Annotated in this window: 21 protein-coding genes and 1 tRNA gene; 3 read left to right on the plus strand and 19 right to left on the minus strand. The window is 33.3% G+C overall.

The genetic code is table 11. The features are described from left to right. Positions 1–384: 384 nt before the first annotated feature. The 4 genes from L0669_RS03205 to L0669_RS03220 all read right to left on the minus strand — a co-directional run bounded on the left by L0669_RS03205 (position 385) and on the right by L0669_RS03220 (position 4,591). The gene (locus L0669_RS03205) at positions 385–1,590 is read right to left on the minus strand and encodes a hypothetical protein (protein WP_263761278.1); all 1,206 of its coding nucleotides are present in this window, start codon (positions 1,588–1,590) and stop codon (positions 385–387) included. Positions 1,591–1,741: 151 nt separating this feature from the next. Continuing rightward, on the minus strand, positions 1,742–2,698 hold the full coding sequence (locus L0669_RS03210) for a lipid A deacylase LpxR family protein (RefSeq protein ID WP_263761280.1): 957 nt from the start codon (positions 2,696–2,698) through the stop codon (positions 1,742–1,744). After that, complete coding sequence (mtgA, locus tag L0669_RS03215; RefSeq protein WP_263761282.1) at positions 2,688–3,479, minus strand: monofunctional biosynthetic peptidoglycan transglycosylase; 792 nt, start codon at positions 3,477–3,479, stop codon at positions 2,688–2,690. The genes L0669_RS03210 and mtgA overlap by 11 nt, the downstream gene beginning before the upstream one ends. Next, positions 3,479–4,591: an NAD(P)/FAD-dependent oxidoreductase gene (locus L0669_RS03220; protein ID WP_263761284.1), complete on the minus strand. Its 1,113-nt coding sequence runs from the start codon at positions 4,589–4,591 to the stop codon at positions 3,479–3,481. Before L0669_RS03220 ends, mtgA begins: the two co-directional genes overlap by 1 nt. Positions 4,592–4,870: 279 nt before the next feature. Between L0669_RS03220 and L0669_RS03225 the strand changes: the two genes are divergently transcribed. Both L0669_RS03225 and L0669_RS03230 read left to right on the plus strand, forming a co-directional pair. Next, positions 4,871–6,772: a S9 family peptidase gene (locus tag L0669_RS03225; RefSeq protein WP_263761286.1), complete on the plus strand. Its 1,902-nt coding sequence runs from the start codon at positions 4,871–4,873 to the stop codon at positions 6,770–6,772. Between the two features lie 179 nt (positions 6,773–6,951). Beyond that, a complete protein-coding gene (locus L0669_RS03230) occupies positions 6,952–9,393 on the plus strand; it encodes an ATP-binding protein (protein ID WP_263761288.1) in 2,442 nt (813 codons plus the stop codon). Here L0669_RS03230 and L0669_RS03235 read toward each other — a convergent pair. The 12 genes from L0669_RS03235 to pdxA form a co-directional block, all read right to left on the minus strand. Beyond that, a complete protein-coding gene (locus L0669_RS03235) occupies positions 9,390–10,742 on the minus strand; it encodes a sigma-54-dependent transcriptional regulator (protein WP_263761290.1) in 1,353 nt (450 codons plus the stop codon). The genes L0669_RS03230 and L0669_RS03235 overlap by 4 nt on opposite strands. 129 nt (positions 10,743–10,871) lie before the next feature. After that, entirely contained in the window at positions 10,872–11,168 is a 297-nt protein-coding gene (locus L0669_RS03240; protein ID WP_263761292.1) for a PepSY-like domain-containing protein, read from the minus strand. A gap of 16 nt (positions 11,169–11,184) precedes the next feature. After that, complete coding sequence (locus tag L0669_RS03245) at positions 11,185–11,481, minus strand: PepSY-like domain-containing protein (protein WP_173970995.1); 297 nt, start codon at positions 11,479–11,481, stop codon at positions 11,185–11,187. 26 nt (positions 11,482–11,507) lie between these two features. Further along, a complete protein-coding gene (locus L0669_RS03250; RefSeq protein ID WP_173970996.1) occupies positions 11,508–11,798 on the minus strand; it encodes a hypothetical protein in 291 nt (96 codons plus the stop codon). A 28-nt stretch (positions 11,799–11,826) separates the two neighbouring features. Further along, the gene (locus L0669_RS03255; protein ID WP_173970997.1) at positions 11,827–12,123 is read right to left on the minus strand and encodes a hypothetical protein; all 297 of its coding nucleotides are present in this window, start codon (positions 12,121–12,123) and stop codon (positions 11,827–11,829) included. 85 nt (positions 12,124–12,208) lie between these two features. Next, positions 12,209–12,505, minus strand: coding sequence for a hypothetical protein (locus tag L0669_RS03260; RefSeq protein ID WP_065448665.1), 297 nt, complete (start codon positions 12,503–12,505; stop codon positions 12,209–12,211). Positions 12,506–13,043: 538 nt separating this feature from the next. Then, complete coding sequence (gene accC / locus L0669_RS03265; protein WP_173970998.1) at positions 13,044–14,393, minus strand: acetyl-CoA carboxylase biotin carboxylase subunit; 1,350 nt, start codon at positions 14,391–14,393, stop codon at positions 13,044–13,046. A 107-nt stretch (positions 14,394–14,500) separates the two neighbouring features. Continuing rightward, the gene (accB, locus tag L0669_RS03270; RefSeq protein WP_083692582.1) at positions 14,501–14,986 is read right to left on the minus strand and encodes an acetyl-CoA carboxylase biotin carboxyl carrier protein; all 486 of its coding nucleotides are present in this window, start codon (positions 14,984–14,986) and stop codon (positions 14,501–14,503) included. 23 nt (positions 14,987–15,009) lie between these two features. Next, on the minus strand, positions 15,010–16,008 hold the full coding sequence (locus L0669_RS03275; RefSeq protein WP_173970999.1) for a beta-ketoacyl-ACP synthase III: 999 nt from the start codon (positions 16,006–16,008) through the stop codon (positions 15,010–15,012). Between the two features lie 172 nt (positions 16,009–16,180). Beyond that, positions 16,181–16,375, minus strand: a complete 195-nt coding sequence (gene rpmF, locus L0669_RS03280) for a 50S ribosomal protein L32 (RefSeq protein WP_007137315.1) — start codon at positions 16,373–16,375, stop codon at positions 16,181–16,183. 9 nt (positions 16,376–16,384) lie between these two features. Beyond that, complete coding sequence (locus L0669_RS03285) at positions 16,385–16,936, minus strand: YceD family protein (RefSeq protein WP_173971000.1); 552 nt, start codon at positions 16,934–16,936, stop codon at positions 16,385–16,387. 106 nt (positions 16,937–17,042) lie between these two features. Continuing rightward, a complete protein-coding gene (pdxA, locus tag L0669_RS03290) occupies positions 17,043–18,092 on the minus strand; it encodes a 4-hydroxythreonine-4-phosphate dehydrogenase PdxA (RefSeq protein WP_173971001.1) in 1,050 nt (349 codons plus the stop codon). A 57-nt stretch (positions 18,093–18,149) separates the two neighbouring features. Here pdxA and L0669_RS03295 point away from each other — a divergent pair, with 57 nt between their 5' ends. Continuing rightward, the gene (locus L0669_RS03295) at positions 18,150–18,740 is read left to right on the plus strand and encodes a riboflavin synthase (protein WP_263761294.1); all 591 of its coding nucleotides are present in this window, start codon (positions 18,150–18,152) and stop codon (positions 18,738–18,740) included. Between the two features lie 34 nt (positions 18,741–18,774). Here L0669_RS03295 and L0669_RS03300 read toward each other — a convergent pair whose 3' ends face one another. The 3 genes from L0669_RS03300 to mce form a co-directional block, all read right to left on the minus strand. Continuing rightward, positions 18,775–19,041 carry a hypothetical protein gene (locus tag L0669_RS03300; RefSeq protein WP_263761296.1) on the minus strand — a complete coding sequence of 89 codons (267 nt, stop codon included), beginning with the start codon at positions 19,039–19,041 and terminating at the stop codon, positions 18,775–18,777. A gap of 381 nt (positions 19,042–19,422) precedes the next feature. Further along, a tRNA-Ile gene (locus L0669_RS03305) sits at positions 19,423–19,496 on the minus strand. A 146-nt stretch (positions 19,497–19,642) separates the two neighbouring features. After that, positions 19,643–20,047 (minus strand): methylmalonyl-CoA epimerase, encoded by a 405-nt coding sequence (gene mce / locus L0669_RS03310; protein ID WP_263761298.1) that lies wholly within the window; start codon positions 20,045–20,047, stop codon positions 19,643–19,645. Positions 20,048–20,059: the final 12 nt, after the last annotated feature.

The following is a 20,059-nucleotide window of genomic DNA, read 5'->3' on the forward strand; positions in this document are numbered from 1 at the left end:
TTATTCGAAAAGAAATCCAATAGCACGAATTTGCGATCATAAGTGATCAAAACTTTTAAAAATGGGCTGAAAGCCTAAAAGCAATAGCGTAGTGCAACGCACTACGAATTAAATCAAAAGAGGAAATTGCCCTGAAAGGGCAAAAGAAAATTGAGAACAAAGATTCAATGAAAAAGGTGTTTTCTAGAAGAACATCGTATAAAATATGGTAAACATCCCTTTTGGGACTAAGCTTTCGCCCTTACAGGGCTTTACTAATAATTCGTCATTTATTCATAGCGCTCCGCACTATGCTATTGCTAAAGCTCTTTCAGAGAAATTCTCAAATGCTTTAATTTTCTAATTTGTATAGAAACAGAATCTTTTTTAACCAAACATAAATACTTAACGCCCCAAAACCGTAGACCTTTTAGACTTAAAATAAATTAAATCAGGTTTGCTGTCCCAGGAAATTACAAGGCTATCTTTTGCTGCTTTTTTGATGATTCCCAAATACCATTTAGTACGGGAATAATGCACCCAAAGAGAATCGTTTTTGTAATTGCAGTCGTAAACTTTACCGTTGCTATCGTCTACAAAATAATCCGCATTGATTTCTATTTTCTTAAAATCGCCTTTTCCGCGGGATTCCCATTTACCGTAAGAATCAGCAATATTGAATGGTTCTTTTTTCTTTCCAAAAGTAAAATTAAAAGTTTCTCTTCTGGAGAATTCAGTCAATTTCTTATTTTCATTTTTATCAAAAAAGGTCTTTTTGTTATAGCTTTTTAGAAGTTTCCAATTACTATCTAAAACTGAAATTTTAAAATCTTTAGGAAAACCTACTAAGGTGTCTTTATTATGCAAAGGCAGGACTAAATATTGGTCAGCTCCTTTATCTAATACAATCGGATCTACAATATTATTTTTTTGTCGCAACAGCCATTCATCATTTATTTCCTTTACAATACGTACCGAATCTGATGGATCATCAACTAATTTATATTCCTCTCCGTGTTCATTAATAAAGTTTTTATGTTGGGCTAGAGCCATTTTAATTTCCTGATTTTTATAAAATGTAATTTCTTCTTCAGAAAATTTAAAATCTATCAAAAGCACTATTTTTTTATCGCTTTCATTTTTGAGATTCAAATGCAAAAAACCATCCTCAAAGGTTTCCGGCTCCTGTGGCTTAGAAGTTGCAACAAAAGAGAAACAAGAAAGAAGAAAAATAAATTTTAGAAAAACGGGATGAACTTTATATATAACAGATTCTTGCTTTAATAACCAAAATGAAACCAGAATACTTACCAAAGCGATATTATCTGAAAAATCTACAACACGATATAAACCAAAAAAGTCGACAAAATCTTCTGAAAAAGGACTTTTCCAAAAAACAAAAAATAAAGCAACAGCAATATGAATTTCTTTGGTTCTTTTTGGAAAAAGGACACTCCAAAAAAACGGAAAAGCAAGAAGTCCTGCAAAATCAGATAATTTTCCGGTGAGGTAATTATGAAAGACGGCTTTTAGTATCAGGTCATTTAAAAAAAGAATAAATAACGAAACAAGAAAAACAGGATGCGCTAATCGATTTAACTTTTTTATCATATTGGGTATTATTGATTAATGAATATCTAAAAACCAGTATGGTCAAAAAATCAAATTTCAAGCCAACTATATTATATTAAAGTTTAATTCTATTTTTGCTAACCAAAATCTTAGTTTCTTAGCAACTTAGAACCTTAGCGACTTAAAAAAACTACTTCAACAAATACCCAAATCGTATCGAACCGTAAAAATAACCCGAATTCGTATTGGTTTCCGGATCCCTTAATTCTCTGCCTCGATAGATAAATGAATACGACATATTAAAATTGTTGTGTCTGTACTTTAAACCAAACTCAGCATTAAAACGAAGCGGTTCAAGATCGAAAGTTAATGGACTTGTATTGCTAAACATACTTCCCTGAATCGTTGCATCATAAAATTGATAGTTTACGCTTGGCATTGCATAAAAGTAAAATTCTCTGATATTGTATTGCGGCTGAAAACTTACCGAGGCATCATGCAAATTCGAATCGTAAATTGGAAGTAATTTTTTGAAACCTATCCTGGTTAGAAACCCTGTAGAAACTCCTGTAAAAATAGTACCTAAATTAGCTTCTGACTGAAAATGAAGATCTATAAAATCATTATATTTTGACGGAAACATTTTTTTCGAATACATCACATGCGCCTGAACGGCAAAAGCATTATGCAATTGGTTTTCCCAGCCAAAAACTTCTTTATACCCAATAATGTGATGAAAACTTTCCTGAGTTTCTTTTCCTAAAGCATTTGGTCCCATGAAGCCCAACTGAAAATCGGTTTTTAAAACAGATTCACTTTGATAAAAAAAGCTTCTTCCCGCTTCGGCAAAAAGATATCCTGTAAATGGACGATCATTTATGGTAACCGCTTCTGCATTTATAAACCTCGGATTATAAATGTATTGCCCGATTCTGAATTCGGTTATTTTTTTATTGATTTTCTCGTTGTTATTCTTAGATAGAAAACGGTAAAAAAGCTCTAAACCATTGGTATAATACATATCATTTTTAGACGATGTGTACAAATCATTATCGGTTATAAAACCAATTTCTGCTGTTTTTGCCTGTCCAAAAGTCAAAGTCGACGCCAATATAAAAAGCGCAATAAATATCTTTTTATTTCGCATGATAGTTTATTTTCCCCACTGCACGCATTTCGCGTACAATTCTCTCTTTTCTTCTGTTAATATAACTAGAAGAACCTGTCGCTTTAAACTTTCTTGGGTTTGGTAATATTGCTGCAATTCCTGCGGCTTGCATTGGTGTTAAACTTGAGGCATCACGACGGTACCAATGTTCGGTTGCGGCATAAGCTCCGTAAACACCGTCGCCCATTTCTATACTGTTAAGATATACTTCCATGATACGTTCTTTGCCCCAGATTACTTCGATTAAAACGGTAAAATAAGCTTCGAGACCTTTACGGAAATAACTTTTTCCTTGCCATAAAAAGACATTTTTGGCAGTTTGTTGCGAGATTGTACTTCCACCACGAATTCGGCGGCCACGTTCGTTACTCTTATACGCTTTTTGAAGTGCTTTAAAATCGAAACCATTGTGTTTTAAGAAAGTTCCGTCTTCACTGGCAATTACTGCTTTTTGTAAATTCATCGAGATTTTCTCAATTGGTTCCCAATCGTGATCAAAGAAAACTTCTTTACCATCTAATTTATTTTCGATGGCACGAATAAGCATCAAAGGCGTAAAAGGCACCGGAATATATTTAAAGAATACCACAGACGCGATCGAGATCCCGAAAAACCATAAACATAATTTAATAAAAAACCATTTTACTTTTTCACCAAAAGAGCGATTGCCTTTTTTTGGTGTTGTTTTAGGTTTTGGTTTGGTACCGGTTGATTTGCTAGCGGTTGTTGTTTTTGGTATCGGTTTTTTGGTTACTCCCATTATATTAAATCTGCTAATTCTGTTCCTATTAAACTCCCAATTGCGACACCCATTCCGCCTAAACGCACTCCACAAAACACGTTTTCAGACAATTGAGTCACAACAGGATTTTTACTATTTCCTATTCCCATAATGCCACTCCATCGATGAGCAATCTGGAAATCCTGATTTGGTAAAATTACATTTTTAAGTAAATCCTCCAATTTATTTTGCACAATTTTCGTCTGGCCAAATTCTATTGTGTTTTCAGTTTCAAAATCAAGGTTTCGGCCTCCGCCAAGTAAAATCCTGTCGCCAACATTTCTGAAATAATAATAACCGCGATCGAGATGAAAAGTACCTTTTATATCTAAATTCTGAATAGGTTCTGTAATTAAAACCTGGGCTCTCGCCGGTTGCACAGCGCCTTTTGTTATCGAGTTCGCAAAACCATTCGTTGCAAAAAGTATTTTTTGAGATTTAAAACTAAAATTATTCAATACAATTTCGACCTGATTGCCTAATTCGGCGTAGGATGTTACGGTTTGTTGGTTCAGGATTAAAATATTTTCAGAAATGGCTTTTTTTAGCAATTCCTGCATCATATTTCCGGTATCGATTTGTGCTTCAAACGGATTGAAAATTAAATATTCCTCAATATTCTCAAACCCAAATCTATCCACTTCTTTCGAAAAAACGTCGGCTTTAAAAAGTGGCTTTAAAATTTCATTGATAAACGGCAATTTCGAAATACATTCATTAAATCCGCTTTCATCTTCTTTCAGAAATAATTCATATCCGCCGTAAGGCTTAAAATCTATTGCAGAATCTCCCAAACTTTTTCTAAGCAATTGCAAACCTTTCCAACGTTTTTCGATGAGATTTATTACGTCTTCTTCTGAATGTGTTTTGAGATCTTCCAGAATTTCAGAAAGGCTTCCGAAACACGCAAACCCCGCATTCTTGGTACTGGCGCCTTGTGGCAGCATTCCTTTTTCTAACACCAGAATTTTCGCGCCAGGAAATCTTTCGCGTAAGCGTAATGCCGCATGCAAACCTACAATACCGCTGCCTACAATGGTATAATCAACATTTGTAAACCAGTTTTTTAATTCCCAATAGCTTAGTTCCATCTTTGTTTTAAAATAAATTCCAAATTTTAAATTCCAAATTCCAATTTAGGAAATAAATTTAAGACTTTGATTTTGATTTTAATCGTCACGAATTATTTTTTGAGAATCATTTTACAATAAAAGTTCTTGAATTCGTGGCGAATATTTCTTAAACCGTTTTGGAATTTGATTTTTATATTGGAATTTAAAACGAAAACTTTAACAATAATTGGAATTTGGAATTTAAAAAATGGAATTTAAAAGTTGTATTTTTAGCCCCACGAATATTAGAATTTTATTATGAAAAAAGTATTATTTACAACCTTAATAATGATGAGTTTAAACGCTATCGGGCAGAACGTAATGTCGCCAGAATTGTTATGGAAACTAGGAAGAGTGAGTGCACTTGGACTTTCAAAAGATGCGAAAAATGTTGTTTTTAAGGTTTCGACTCCTTCGATCGAGGAAAACAAATCGTCTTCTAAATTTTACATTATCCCTGTAAATGGCGGAAATGCAACTGAAATTAAAGACACAAAAGAGATCTTGGCAGACAAAAATGTTTCGCCTGACGGAAAATTTTTAGTGTACAATGAAGAAGTAAAAATCGACAAGGTTTTAGGTAAAGATTTTTATCCTAAACTAGACAAATCTGATGCTCAAATTTATGATGGTTTAGATTATCGTCATTGGGATACCTGGAATGAGGGTAAATTTAACCACGTTTTTTATAAAGAAAACAAAGACGGCGCTAAAGGAATTGACATCCTGAAAGGTGAAAATTTCGATTCTCCGCAAAAACCTTTCGGTGGCGACGAAGATTATATCTGGTCTCCTGACGGAAAAAGCATTTTGTACGTTTGCAAGAAAAAGGCAGGAACGCAATATGCAATTTCTACCAATACTGATATCTACGAGTACAATTTAGAAACTCAAAAAACAATAAACAGAACCGAAGGAAACTTGGGTTACGATACGGCTCCGCAATTTTCTCCAACAGGAAATTTAACCTGGTTACAAATGAAACGTGACGGTTATGAAGCGGATAAAAACGACATTATTGTTGAATTTAAAGGAATCAAAACGAATTTAACCGCAAACTGGGACGGAACTGTAGATAATTTTATCTGGAGTAAAGATGGTAAAAATGTATTTTTTGTTGCTGCAGTTGATGGTACAAAACAATTGTTTACTGTAAACTTTCCTGGATTAACCAGAATTGCAATTCAGGTTCGTCAGTTAACAAACGGAGATTTTGATGTTAATGATTTAGTTGGTTTTGCTGGTGATGATATTATCGTTACAAGAAATGACATGAATCACGCTCCTGAAATTTATTCTTTTAATTTAAAGAAAAATAGCTGGAAACAATTGACGAATGTAAATACTGAAACGTATAAAACATTAGCGTTAAGCAAAACAGAGAAACGTTACGTTACAACTACAGATGGTAAAAAAATGTTGGTTTGGGTAATTTTACCTCCAAATTTTGATGCTACAAAAAAATATCCAACTTTATTATTTTGTCAGGGAGGACCACAATCTCCGTTAACACAATCGTATTCTTTCCGTTGGAATTTCTCTTTAATGGCCGCAAAAGGTTATGTGGTAGTAGCTCCAAACCGTCGTGGAATGCCAGGACATGGTGTTGAATGGAACGAACAAATTAGTAAAGACTGGGGTGGACAAGTTATGGACGATTACTTATCTGCCATTGATGATGTATCTAAAGAAAACTATGTAGACAAATCTCGTGTAGGTTGTGTTGGTGCAAGTTACGGTGGATATTCTGTATTTTATTTAGCAGGAATTCATAAAAACCGTTTCAAAACTTTTATCGCTCACGATGGAGTTTTCAATACAGTAAGTATGTTAGGAACTACTGAAGAAGTTTTCTTTAATAACTGGGATTTTGGTGGCCCTTACTGGGAAAAAGACAATGCTGTAGCACAAAAAGCTTACACCACTTTTAACCCTGCAACTTTGGTGCAAAACTGGAATAAGCCTATCTTAATTTTTCAGGGAGGAAAAGATTACCGTGTGCCAATCGGGCAAGGACAAGAGGCTTTTCAGGCCGCTCAATTAAGAGGTATTAAAAGTAGATTTGTGTATTTCCCTGATGAAAATCACTGGGTTTTACATCCTCAAAATGCTCAGGTTTGGCAAGGTGAATTTTTTAAATGGTTAGACGAGACACTTTAATCCAAACAATTTCAACATAAAAAATAGCCGTAGATTTATATAATCTGCGGCTATTTTGCTTTTTAGACCTTTTAATTATGTAAAATATTAGCATTAATTTGTATTTCTAAAACAGAAAATTTGAATAAATTGCAGCAATTTCCCGTCGCAAATCTTCCCAATCCCCACAATAACAATCTATGGAGAGCAAAAAAAGTTATACCGCACTCAAAGTTTTATTCAGTTATGTCGCATTACTGGCTTTGGTGGTTACTGTTGGATGGTTTTTATATTCTGAAAATCAGGTTTACAATAAATTAGAAAATAAAATTGCTTTCGAAAAAACGAAAATTCTTAGGGTAAGTAAATTGTTTTCGAATGTTTATAAAACAGAAAGTTTAGCCAGGAAAACAATTCAGAACAACTCTGAAGTAGATTTTAAAAATTACTTAATCGAAACTGATTCTTTAAAATCAAGAATCGATACTTTAAAACAAATCGTTACTACGCAATACCAAAAGACTTTATTGGATAGCGTAACTTATTTGCTGTCTGAAAAAACAAAGAATATTCAACAATTAAAAACGATAAAAAATAAGGCTGAAGATGAAGTTTCTGTAAATACGGCTATTGATGAAATTACCAAAATGGAGTTTAAGCTTAGAAAGTTAGAACTTCAGGATTTTAATAAAAACCCCAATCAGTTAGGAAGCTATCAGCGAAATGTGCTTCAAAAATATGTTGATTACCTGAATCAGAATATTCCAGATGACAGTACGAATACATTGAGCAAAAAAGCTTCAGATTCGATTTTGGCCAATTCTAAAAAACTTTTGAGCAATGTAAAACTGAAGGCTGAAAAGAAGAAAGAATCACTAAATTTTGAAGAAAATAAATTACTAAAAAACGAAATTGCCATTTCTGACCAACTCCGAAAAGTGCTTCGAATTATTGAAAGGGAAATTATCATCAACTCGATAAAAAACAATTCATTAAAAGAAAAATCCCTTAAAAAAGTCAACGAAATTGTCACCGTTTCGGCTATTGTGGGTTTGGTTTTAACGTTGTTTTTCTCGATTTTAATTGTGAGTGATTATTCAAAATCTCAGGTGTATAAGAAACAACTCGAAATTGCGAATTTTAAAACCAAGAATTTATTGAAGAGTCGTGAACAACTGATCTCGACGGTAAGTCACGATTTAAAAACGCCTTTGAGCACAATTGTGGGCTATTCTGAGCTTTTGGGCAATTCTGATGTAAATACAAAACAATCGTATTTCATTAAAAACATTAAAAATTCATCAGAGTATATTACACAATTGGTTCAGGATTTACTGGACTTTTCTAAGATTGAAGCCGGAAAAATTACGATTGAAAAAGTTCCGTTTTTACTACCTGAAATTATCGATGAAGTTGCAAAAAGCATCCAAACCGTTTACAAACATAAAAACATTGATCTTATTATTAATGTCGATGAAAAACTGAACACGAGAATTGTTGGAGATCCGTTTCGACTAAAACAAATTCTGAGTAACATTATCGGAAATGCTTATAAATTTACCGAGGAAGGGTTTATAAAAATAAGCGGCTACGTAACTGACAACGATAAGTTTTTTACGATTAGAATTGAAGATACTGGAATTGGAATCGAAAAAGGAAATCAGAAATTAGTTTTTGAAGAGTTTGCTCAGGCGAATGAAAACATTGAAAAAAAATATGGAGGAACTGGTCTTGGATTATCGATTTGCCAAAAGATAATTTCGATTTTAGGCGGAGATTTAAAACTGGAAAGTACTTTTGGTAAAGGAAGTATTTTTGAGGTTGAACTTCCGTTACAGTTTGACAATAGTACAAATTCAGTTCCTGAAGTCAAAAAGCCGATTGTTCGCAATACCAAAAAACAAACTTTTATTGTTTTAGACGACGATATTAATCTTTTGAACTTGACAAGTGGAGTTTTAAGGCAGGAACAACATCAGGTTCTATCTTTTAATAGCGCCATAAAAGCTTTAGAAGCGGTTCAGAACACGAATTTTGATTTTATCATTACAGATATACAAATGCCGGAAATGGACGGTTTTGCGTTTTTGAAAAAATTAAAAAATTCAGGATATTCAACTTATAAAAATCAACCCGTAATCGCTTTAACCGGAAGAACCGATCTTGACGCAACTGTTTATAGCGAAGCCGGTTTTACAACCGTAATACAAAAACCTTATTCGCCTAAAATATTACTCGAGACAATCCATCTTATTTTAGAGAATGACACTTTGCCTAATGTGGCAATTAACGAAAACGACGAACAAACGAGTTCTAAATTGTATTCTGTGGAAACCCTGAAAGAATTTTTAGGTAATGATACTACGGCATTAAAAGAAGTTTTGAAATCTTTTATAGAAAGTAGTTCTGAAAACCTGAATCTTTTAGAAAGCGCAATCATCGAAAAAAACACCGTTGAAATTAATTCGATCGCACATCGAATTGCGCCTATGTTCAAACAAATTCAGGCACGTGAGATTGGCGAAATTTTAAAAGTCTTAGAAAATAAGGATCTTGAGACTTCTGATTTAGCCGATATTTTTAAAGTTTTGAAATCGAAAACAGATGTACTTTTTAAAGCTTTACAAGAAGAAATAGCTTAATCAATATTATAATGCTTTAATTTATTGTAAAGTGTTTTTCTGGTAATTTTAAGCAATTTTGCCGCTTCAGATTTATTATTTTGTGCTTTTGACAACGCGTGAATAATAGCTTCTTTTTCGTTTTCTGATAATGAGAAATCACCATTATTGGTTTGTTGCTTTTGAATTTGAAAAAATTCAACCGGCAGCACATCACTTTGTATAAAATCGCCCTGAGTTAAAAGCGTAGCACGTTTGACACAATTTTGAAGTTCACGTAAATTTCCAGGCCAATTGTAATTTTGAAAAATAGTCACTACTTCCGGCGAAAATCCTATGATATCTTTGTTTAATTGCTGATTGGCTTTTTCTAAGAAGTAATCTGCAAAAACCATTAAATCTTCGTCTCTGTCTTTTAATGATGGAGACTGAATCGAGAATTCGTTGATTCTATGGTATAAATCTTCTCTAAAATCGCCATTTTTAACTGCTTCGCGCAAATCTTCGTTTGTAGCTGTTATGATGCGTATATCGACGTTAATTTCTTTATTACTTCCAACAGGTTTGATTTTACGTTCCTGAAGCGCTCTTAATAGCTGTATTTGATTTTCGTATGAAAGATTCCCTATTTCATCCAAGAAAAGAGTTCCTCCGTTAGCGGCTTCAAAATACCCCATTTTATCGCTAATAGCTCCCGTAAAAGATCCTTTTAAGTGTCCGAAGAATTCACTCGCTGCCAATTCTTTCGGAATAGCTCCGCAATCGACCGCAATAAAATTATTATTTTTTCTTAAACTTTGCTGATGAATACTTTTGGCAATAATCTCTTTTCCTGTTCCGCTTTCTCCAATTATCAAAACCGACATATCTGTTGGACTCACCAAATGAATATGATCTAATAATTTTTTGGAGGCAACCGAAATTCCTTTTACAAACTCATTTTCAGTATTTGCAGCTGGCTTTTTTGCAGCTTTTTTTTCTTTTATCGGAGTTTCCTCTTCTTCTGCTTCTGAAGATTTTAAAGCATTGGTAATAACCAATAAAACTTCATCAGGATTAAAAGGTTTTGAAATATAATCTGCAGCACCATTTTTTATAGCTTTCACCGCAGTATTTACATCTGAATATCCTGTCATAAGTATTACAGGAATTTCAGGATAAGCTGTTTTAAATTCAGTCATTAGCCCAATACCGTCAGAATCAGGCAAGCGAAGATCTGTCAAAATTAAATCGAATGATTCTTTTTTGATTGCTAATCTTGCTTCCGCAGCAGAGAAAGCAATGGTTACTTCGTATGCTTTTTTTACCAGAAATTTTTCTAATAATTTGCAAAACGAAATATCATCTTCTATGAGTAATATCTTTGGCATTTGTTTTTAGGGACTTTTTTGCTAAAATAAGACTATTAAAATTGTCTTTTCACAAAATTATGCAAAAAAAAAGAGATTGCGTATCGCAATCTCTTTTTCACCAAAAACATAAATCTAAATTCACCTAATTTATATCTTCAACCAGTTGCCATTGACATCTGAAAAAACAGTAGCCTTTTGGTCACCAACCGATATTTCGAGTTTATACTCTTTTTTTTCATTTACAAATGCCTTGTCCAGTTTTGCTCCAGGATAAGCAGTTTGCAGCGCGGTTTTTACAGCAGGCGGTACAGCATCTGCATTCACCTCTGTATATTCTGCCTGAGCAGAAACAACCGTCTTAGTTTGTTCTGAAGTTGTCGACATACTTGCGTACGTAGACAAACTTCCTAAAACTATTATTGCTGATAAGATTAACTTTTTCATGTTGCTCTCTATTTAATTATTTCTTGATGATGTTTCCTGAAGCATCTGTAAATACAGTATACTTTTTGTCACCACTTGAGATTTCTAACTTGTACTCATTCTTTTCATTTTTATAGGCTTTTTCAAGCTTAGTTTTTGGAAAAGATTTTTCGATAGTTGACTTTACTGCTGCCGGAACAGCATCTGCACCAATTTCAGTAAATTCATCCTGAACTGTCACTGACTGAGTCATTGAAGTTTTTACTACAGGATTAGCTGCCTGAACTGACAAACCTCCTAAAATGATTGCTGCTGATAAGATTAACTTTTTCATAATAATAGTTTTTATGGGTTACTTAATTATTTTTTAAGAATTTTACCAGTAGCATCTGTATAAACAGTAGACTTTTCACCTCTAACAGTGATCTCTATTTTATACTCTTTTTTCTCGTTAACATAAGCTTTGTCCAATTTTACACCTGGATAAGCTTCGTCTAACGCTGTTTTAATAGCTGCCGGTACGGCATCAACTTCTTTATATTCGTCCTGAATATTTACTGATTGAACCATTGAACTTGTCACGGCTACATTCCCTGCTTGCATTGACAACCCTCCTAACAGGATAGCTGCCGATAAGATTAACTTTTTCATAGTGATAGTTTTTATAGTTAGTTTCTAATTATTTTTTAATCCAAGATCCATCTGCGTTAGCAAAAAGAGATCCTACTTTGTCACCTACTGTAACGTCTAGTTTATACTCTGATTTAGCATTTTTGTATGCTTTAGAAAGTACTGCATCCGGATACGCTTTTTTAAGAGCATCTGTAATTGCAACTGGCACTTCTTCTAACTTAATTTCAGTGTATTCGTCTTGAATTGAGATTGTTTTTACGATTGTATTTGAAATTGGAGAAGTTGAAGCAAATGATGTTAAACCTCCCAAAACGATTGCGGCTGATAAAAATAGATTTTTCATAATAGTTATATTTTAATATTGTTAATTTTATTTTAGTATTGCTTATTTGAATCTGCATGAGATGAGCATCTAAAATTTAATTTAATTATTTTTTAATCCAGGTTCCGTCTGCGTTAGCAAAAAGGTTTCCTACTTTGTCACCAACGGTAACATCTAATTTATATTCTGATTTTTCGTTTTTATATGCTTTAGTAATTACAGCATCCGGGTAAGCTTTTTTCAAAGACTCAGCAATTGGAGCTGGTAATTCTTCTAATTTGATTTCTGTATATTCGTCTTCAATAGAAATCGTTTTTACGATAGTATTTGTAATAGGAGTAGTTGAAGCGAATGAAGTTAAACTTCCTAAAACAATTGCGGCTGATAAAAATAGATTTTTCATAATGTGTATATTTAATTATTAATAGTTGTTTACGCTTTAGATAATGAAATTATTATGCCGTAACGCAAACGTCGCCTCAACAACCACATAAAACCCTGTAATTTAAGCATTTAATTCGGTTGTGCCAAAAAATAGAATTATAAATAACTGTGTAATTTTATGAAATACTGTGTAAAAAGTATACACAAATAGTGTTTACACAACATATTTAACAACAAAACCCGATAAGCTTTAAATGCATATCGGGTTCTTTAAGAAGTAATCAATCCGTAGGAATGTTTGTTTGGTAGTAAATTTAATTTAGCTAGTCATTATACGTTCCGTAGAAACGTTTGACTTCTAAAAATAGGTAAGATTGTTTTTAATTTGCATGAAACAAGTGTCCTTACAGGACATAACACGAAAATTGTATTTTTTTCTACCAATCAAATATTCCTACGGAATAATAAATAGTGTAATATATAATTTGACGCAAACTAAGTAATTTATAAAATCGCCTATAAAACAAAAAAGGCTGCCAAAATTGGCAGCCTTTATATTATTCTTCTATAGGTTTCATTTTAAATGTATCCATAAATGCAGTTGTATAATCTCCTGCAATGTATCTTGGATCATCCATTAATTGTCTATGGAAAGGTATTGTAGTTTTAACTCCTTCGATTACGAATTCATCTAAAGCTCTACGCATTTTGCTTATTGCTTCTTCACGAGATTGTGCAGTTGTAATTAACTTAGCAATCATTGAATCGTAATTTGGTGGAATTGTATAACCAGAATAAACGTGAGTATCTAAACGAACTCCGTGACCTCCCGGCATATGAAGTGTAGTGATTTTTCCTGGTGAAGGACGGAAATCATTATAAGGATCTTCGGCATTAATACGGCATTCGATAGCGTGTAATTCCGGTAAATAGTTTCTTCCTGAAATTGGAATTCCGGCAGCTACCATAATTTGCTCACGAATTAAATCGTAATCAATTACTTGTTCTGTAATTGGGTGCTCTACCTGAATACGAGTATTCATTTCCATGAAGTAGAAATTTCTGTGTTTGTCTACTAAAAATTCTACTGTTCCAGCTCCTTCGTATTTAATGAATTCAGCAGCTTTTACAGCAGCTTCTCCCATTGCAGTACGTAATTCGTCTGTCATGAAAGGCGAAGGTGTTTCTTCAGTTAATTTTTGGTGACGACGTTGTACAGAACAATCTCTTTCAGAAAGGTGACATGCTTTTCCGTAAGAATCTCCAACAACCTGAATTTCGATATGACGTGGCTCTTCGATAAGTTTTTCCATGTACATTCCGTCATTTCCAAATGCTGCAGCAGCTTCCTGACGTGCGCTTTCCCAAGCTTTCAATAATTCATCTTCTTTCCAGACAGCACGCATTCCTTTTCCACCACCACCAGCAGTTGCTTTAAGCATTACCGGGTAACCAAATTCTTTAGCTAATTTTTGTGTTTGTTCGAAAGATTCTAATAATCCGTCTGAACCTGGTACACATGGAACTCCTGCAGCTTTCATTGTTGCTTTTGCAGAAGCTTTATCTCCCATTCTATCAATCATTTCAGGAGCAGCACCAATAAATTTGATTCCGTGTTCCTGACATATTTTTGAGAATTTAGCATTCTCAGAAAGAAATCCATAACCTGGATGAATTGCATCTGCATTTGTAATTTCTGCAGCGGCAATAATATTTGACATTTTCAAATACGATAAGTTACTTGGAGGAGGACCAATACAAACCGCTTCGTCAGCAAACTTAACATGTAGACTTTCTGCATCGGCTGTAGAGTAAACTGCTACAGTTTTGATTCCCATTTCTTTACATGTACGAATTACACGAAGTGCAATTTCTCCTCTATTCGCAATTAATATTTTTTTAAACATCTTACTTTAATTAGATAATTAGACAATTTGATAATTAGATAATTTTAGATGATTAACAAAATTATTGTGAATCCTTCTAAAATCTAAAATCTAAAATCTAAATTTATTTATGATGGATCAACTAAGAATAAAGGTTGGTCAAATTCTACAGGAGACATATCGTCAACAAGAATTTTTACAATTTTACCTGAAACTTCTGATTCGATTTCGTTAAATAATTTCATTGCTTCAATTACACAAAGAACATCACCTTTAGAAATAGTACTTCCAACTTCAGTAAATACTGGTTTGTCCGGAGATGGTTTTCTATAGAAAGTTCCAATAATTGGAGATTTAATAGTAATGAATTTAGAATCTTCTGCTTGAACAGATGCTTCGCTAGTTACGTTTACAACAGCTGGAGCTTGTTGAGGAGCGACTGCTTGTGGCAATGCAGCCTGAGCAGGCAATTGTTGTACATAAGTAGTTTCAGTTACATTTCCTTCTAAAGTTGTTCTGATAGTGATTTTTACATCATCCATTTCTAACTTTACCTCTGCAACTCCCGAATTTGCTACAAATTTGATTAGGTTTTGAATTTCTTTTAAATCCATAATGATTTGTTTTTAGTTTTAATTTATTTCTTATCGTAAGCCCATTTTAGGTAAATAGATCCCCAAGTGAATCCACCACCAAAAGCGGCAAAAATAATATTATCTCCTTTTTTGAACTTGTGCTCAAAATCGCTTAATACCAACGGCAATGTTGCTGAAGTTGTATTACCATATCTTTCGATATTCATTAATACTTTAGAATCTTCAAGCTCCATTCTACCAGCTGTAGCATCAATGATACGTTTGTTTGCCTGATGTGGCACCAACCAGTTCACGTCATCTTTAGTCAAATTGTTTCTTTTCAAAATCAATTCGCTGGCATCAGCCATATTAGTTACAGCATATTTAAAAACGGTTTTTCCGTCCTGAATAATATTGTGTTGTCTGTTTTTAACGGTTTCTTCTGAAGTTCTTATTAGAGAACCGCCGGCAGGAATTTTAAGAAAATCGCGTCCTAAACCATCGCTTCTTAAGTATTCATCTTGCAAACCTAAACCTTCATAATTTGGTTCGAATAAAACGGCACCCGCTCCGTCTCCAAAAATAATACAAGTTGCTCTATCTGTATAATCTACAATTGATGACATTTTATCAGCACCAATTAACAGTACTTTTTTATATCTTCCTGACTGAATGTAAGCTGCAGCAGTAGACATTCCGTATAAGAAACTTGAACAGGCAGCTTGCAAATCGTATGCAAATGCATTTGTAGCTCCAATTTCTGTAGCAACAAAAACTCCTGTAGAGGCTACCGGCATATCTGCTGTAGCTGTTGCCATTATAATCATATCAATCTCTAAAGGATCAATATTTGCTTTCGCAATTAAATCTTGTGCTGCTTTTATAGCAAGAAACGATGTTCCTTTATCAGCATCTTTTAGAATCCTTCTTTCTTTAATTCCAGTACGAGTAGTAATCCATTCGTCATTGGTATCGACCATTGTTTCTAATACTTTGTTCGAAAGTACAAAGTCAGGAACATAAGCTCCAACAGCGGTAATTGCGGCTGTGATTGTATTCATTATATTCTATTATTTCGTTTCAAATATTGCTATTTGAAAAATTTTTAAAAGACTTGAAAATTACAAAAAAAAACGAAATGAATTTGTATATATTTTCTTAAAAAAAGAAAATTATAACCAACAAAAAAAACTCTCACTATGTGAGAGTTCTAGTATCATTTACAAAAACGTATTAAGCAACCGCTACAGATTTATCGATAACAACTTGCCCTCTGTAATACATTTTACCTTCATGCCAGTAAGCTCTGTGGTATAAATGTGCTTCTCCAGTAATAGGACATGTAGCGATTTGAGCTACAGTAGCTTTATAATGTGTTCTTCTCTTATCTCTTCTTGTTTTCGAGATTTTTCTCTTAGGATGTGCCATTTTACTATATTATTTATCCGTTAATAGTTTCTTTAATTTGTCCCAACGCGGGTCAATATCTTCTTCTTGTTTACTCTCTTCTTTTTCTTCTTTGACTTTGTTTATTGTCAGCTCATTTAGTTTTTTCAAGGCTTCGGTTTGCAAACTTCCGTCTTTTACTCCTGGATGAACTCGTTTTAGCGGCACTGAAAGCGCAATCATTTCATAAATGTATTGTGCAACATCTATTTCATGCTCTCCGTGTGGCAAGATCAACAACTCTTCGTTATCGTTATTGAATTCATCTCCAAAGCGAACAATTAATTTCATTTTACCTTTTAAAGGCAAGTCAAAATCTTCGCTTGTTAGATCACAAGGTACATTTACAGTTCCTTTGTGTTTGAATTCCAACTCTAACATGTTGCTCTTCTTATCTAAAACTAAACCTACTTTGATATCCGAACTTTGAAATTCGTCGTAATCAAAGTTCTCAAAGAACACGTTACTTATTTGATACTCAAAATGGTGTTTTCCTAGCTTTAACCCTATGAAAGGAATTAAAAATTCTTTTGTTTTGCTCATTTCAACATCAATTTCACCACCTCGTATCTAAAAATCAGATACCTGAATTGGGGTGCAAAGATATAAAATTATTATAAAACTAATAATCTTATTCACCTTTTTTTGTTTATAACTGTTTTTCTTTTATTTTAAGAGGTTTTTGAGTAATCTCTTCATACTGATTACGCGAGTGAAAAATATCTATCGCAAGATAAACCGCCTCCTTAAATGAATTAAAATCTGCCATGTCTTTTCCAGCAATATCGTAAGCTGTGCCGTGATCCGGCGACGTTCTTATCTTATTTAATCCTGCTGTATAATTAACTCCTTTTCCAAAAGACAATGTTTTAAAAGGTATTAATCCCTGATCGTGATAAGTTGCTACAATGGCATCATATTTTTCATATTGACCGCTTCCAAAAAAGCCATCAGCAGAAAAAGGACCGAAAACCATCGTTCCGGCATCAAATATTTTCTTTAAAGCAGGCTTTAAAACCAAATCATCTTCTTTTCCTATTACACCACCATCACCAGCATGCGGATTTAATCCTAACACAGCAATCTTTGGCCTTACGATACTAAAATCCTGAATTAAAGATTTTTTAATCGTTTCGATTTTTCTGGTAATCAATTCTTCTGTTAGATGAGAAGAAACTTCACTTAAAGGAACATGATCCGTCAATAAACCAACTCTCAAATTATCCTGCACCATCATCATCAATGCATTTCCTTCTAACTCCTGATCTAAATAATCTGTATGTCCGGGAAATTTAAAATTTTCTGACTGAATATTATATTTATTAATTGGAGCCGTAACCAAGACATCAACCAAACCATCTTTTAAAGCTTTTGTTGCTGCGACAAATGATTTAATGGCATACTCGCCAATTTTCTCATCGTTTGTACCTAAATTAATATCCACTCCTTCTTTCCAAAGATTAAATACATTTACTTTTCCAGGCACAACCTGATCTAGTTTATCGACACCATGAAACTGAACTGTAGAAGTAAAACTCTTTTTTACAAAAGAAAGTATTTTGGCATTGGCAAAAATAACCGGCGTACACATTTCTAACATGCGAGAATCTTCGAATGTTTTTAATATAACTTCGCTTCCAATACCGTTTAAATCTCCAATTGAAATTCCAACAATTATATTTTCTGCTTTTTTATTCATGAGCTCAGGTTATTTATTACTAATTTTGATGTGCAAATTTAGTAAAATAAAACAACAATGTTTACAGGAATTATAGAAACCCTTGGAAGGATTCACGAAATAAAAAAAGACCAAAGCAATCTTCACGTAACAGTAGAAGCTTCCATTACCAACGAATTAAAAATAGACCAAAGCGTTTCGCACAACGGAATATGCCTGACGGTTGTAGCAATAAAAGATTCCTTTTATACTGTAACTGCTATCGAAGAAACCATTTCGAAAACAAATATTGGAGATTGGAAAGTTGACGACATTGTAAATTTAGAAAGAGGTATGAAACTTGGCGATCGCCTTGACGGACACATTGTACAAGGTCACGTAGACCAGACAGGAACCTGCATCAAGATCGAGGAAGCAAACGGAAGCTGGAATTACACTTTTGAATACGACAGCAACCTCAGCAATATTACCATCGAGAAAGGTTCAATAACAGTGAACGGGGTTAGTCTTACAGTCGTAAATTCTAAAACGAACGAATTTAGCGTTTCAATTATCCCTTATACTTTCGAAAATACCAATTTCAAAAACTTCAAAGTTGGAAGTAAAATCAACTTAGAATTTGACATTGTTGGAAAATACATTTCGAGACTTTACTCAATAAACAAATAAAACTCAAATTTAATTTCATAAAAAAAGCTTCAATTTACATTGAAGCTTTTTTTATTTTATTTTTATATACTACAACAGTACCTAAGACCAAGGCTGTAACTAATAAAAAGACAACATTATTATTAATAGGCAATTCATCTTCTGGAGGAGCAGGAATACAAGGATCACAATCATCATCGACGGCTGTAGTTGATGACTTTGCCGAAGAAACACCTGGATGAGGAGGATTCCCCCCTTTAACGCTTAATATCGAAACTAAAACAATAAAAAACAACAAAAAAACTATTCTTATTCCCTTCATAATTTTAACATGCTGCATTACAGCAAGGTAGATTGTTAAATTTATTAAAATTTAATATAATTCGCACAAAAACAGGGGCTTAGATGCAAATATTTGACAAAAGTATATGTTTTTTGCAAAAAAACAAGATTTAAAGCAAAAAAGCACCAAAAAAGCAAAAATTACTTTTTAACGTAAGAATAGACCCAAAAAAAAGTAATTTTTCACTCAATTATCTACGTATTATTTTACAATTTAAAACTCCAACAAAAATGAATTTTCACCTTAAAAAAACACTAATCAATTAACAAGCAACATATTAAAGATTTTTCAGACAAAAAACAATCCATTAAAAAAAAATCAAAAAAAAATGCCTTTACATTTCTGTAAAGGCATTTTATGTGGTCCCACCTGGGCTCGAACCAGGGACCACCTGATTATGAGTCAGGTGCTCTAACCAGCTGAGCTATAGGACCGGTTTGAGGATGCAATATTACTACTATTTTTAATTCACTCCAAATATTTTGGGATATGATTTCTAATTAATTTCAAATAATAGTAAGTCTTTTTAGAACATAATTGATTTTCAACCTCTTATTTCACTTCTTTAAAAGATATTTTTTTATTTAATTTCCTGACAAAGCTCAACCAAAACGCCATTTGTGTTTTTTGGATGCAAAAAAACCACTAATTTATTATCAGCACCTTTCTTTGGAACTTCATTTATCAATACAAAACCTTCGTTTTTTAGGCGCTCGATCTCAGCATGAATATCTTCGACGTCAAAAGCGATGTGATGAATTCCCTCTCCTTTTTTTTCTAAAAATTTAGCAATAGGACTTTCGGGATTTGTCGCCATCAAAAGTTCAATTTTATTAGTTCCGGTTTGAAAAAACGAAGTCAGAACTCCTTCACTTTCAACTTCTTCTTCTTTATAGGAAGGAACGCCTAATAACTTTTCGAACAAAATATTAGCATCCTTCATGTTTCTAACCGCAATTCCGATATGTTCAATTTTATTTACCATCTTAAAAATAAT

The sequence above is a fragment of the Flavobacterium bizetiae genome (assembly GCF_024271895.1).
Lineage (GTDB): Bacteria > Bacteroidota > Bacteroidia > Flavobacteriales > Flavobacteriaceae > Flavobacterium > Flavobacterium bizetiae.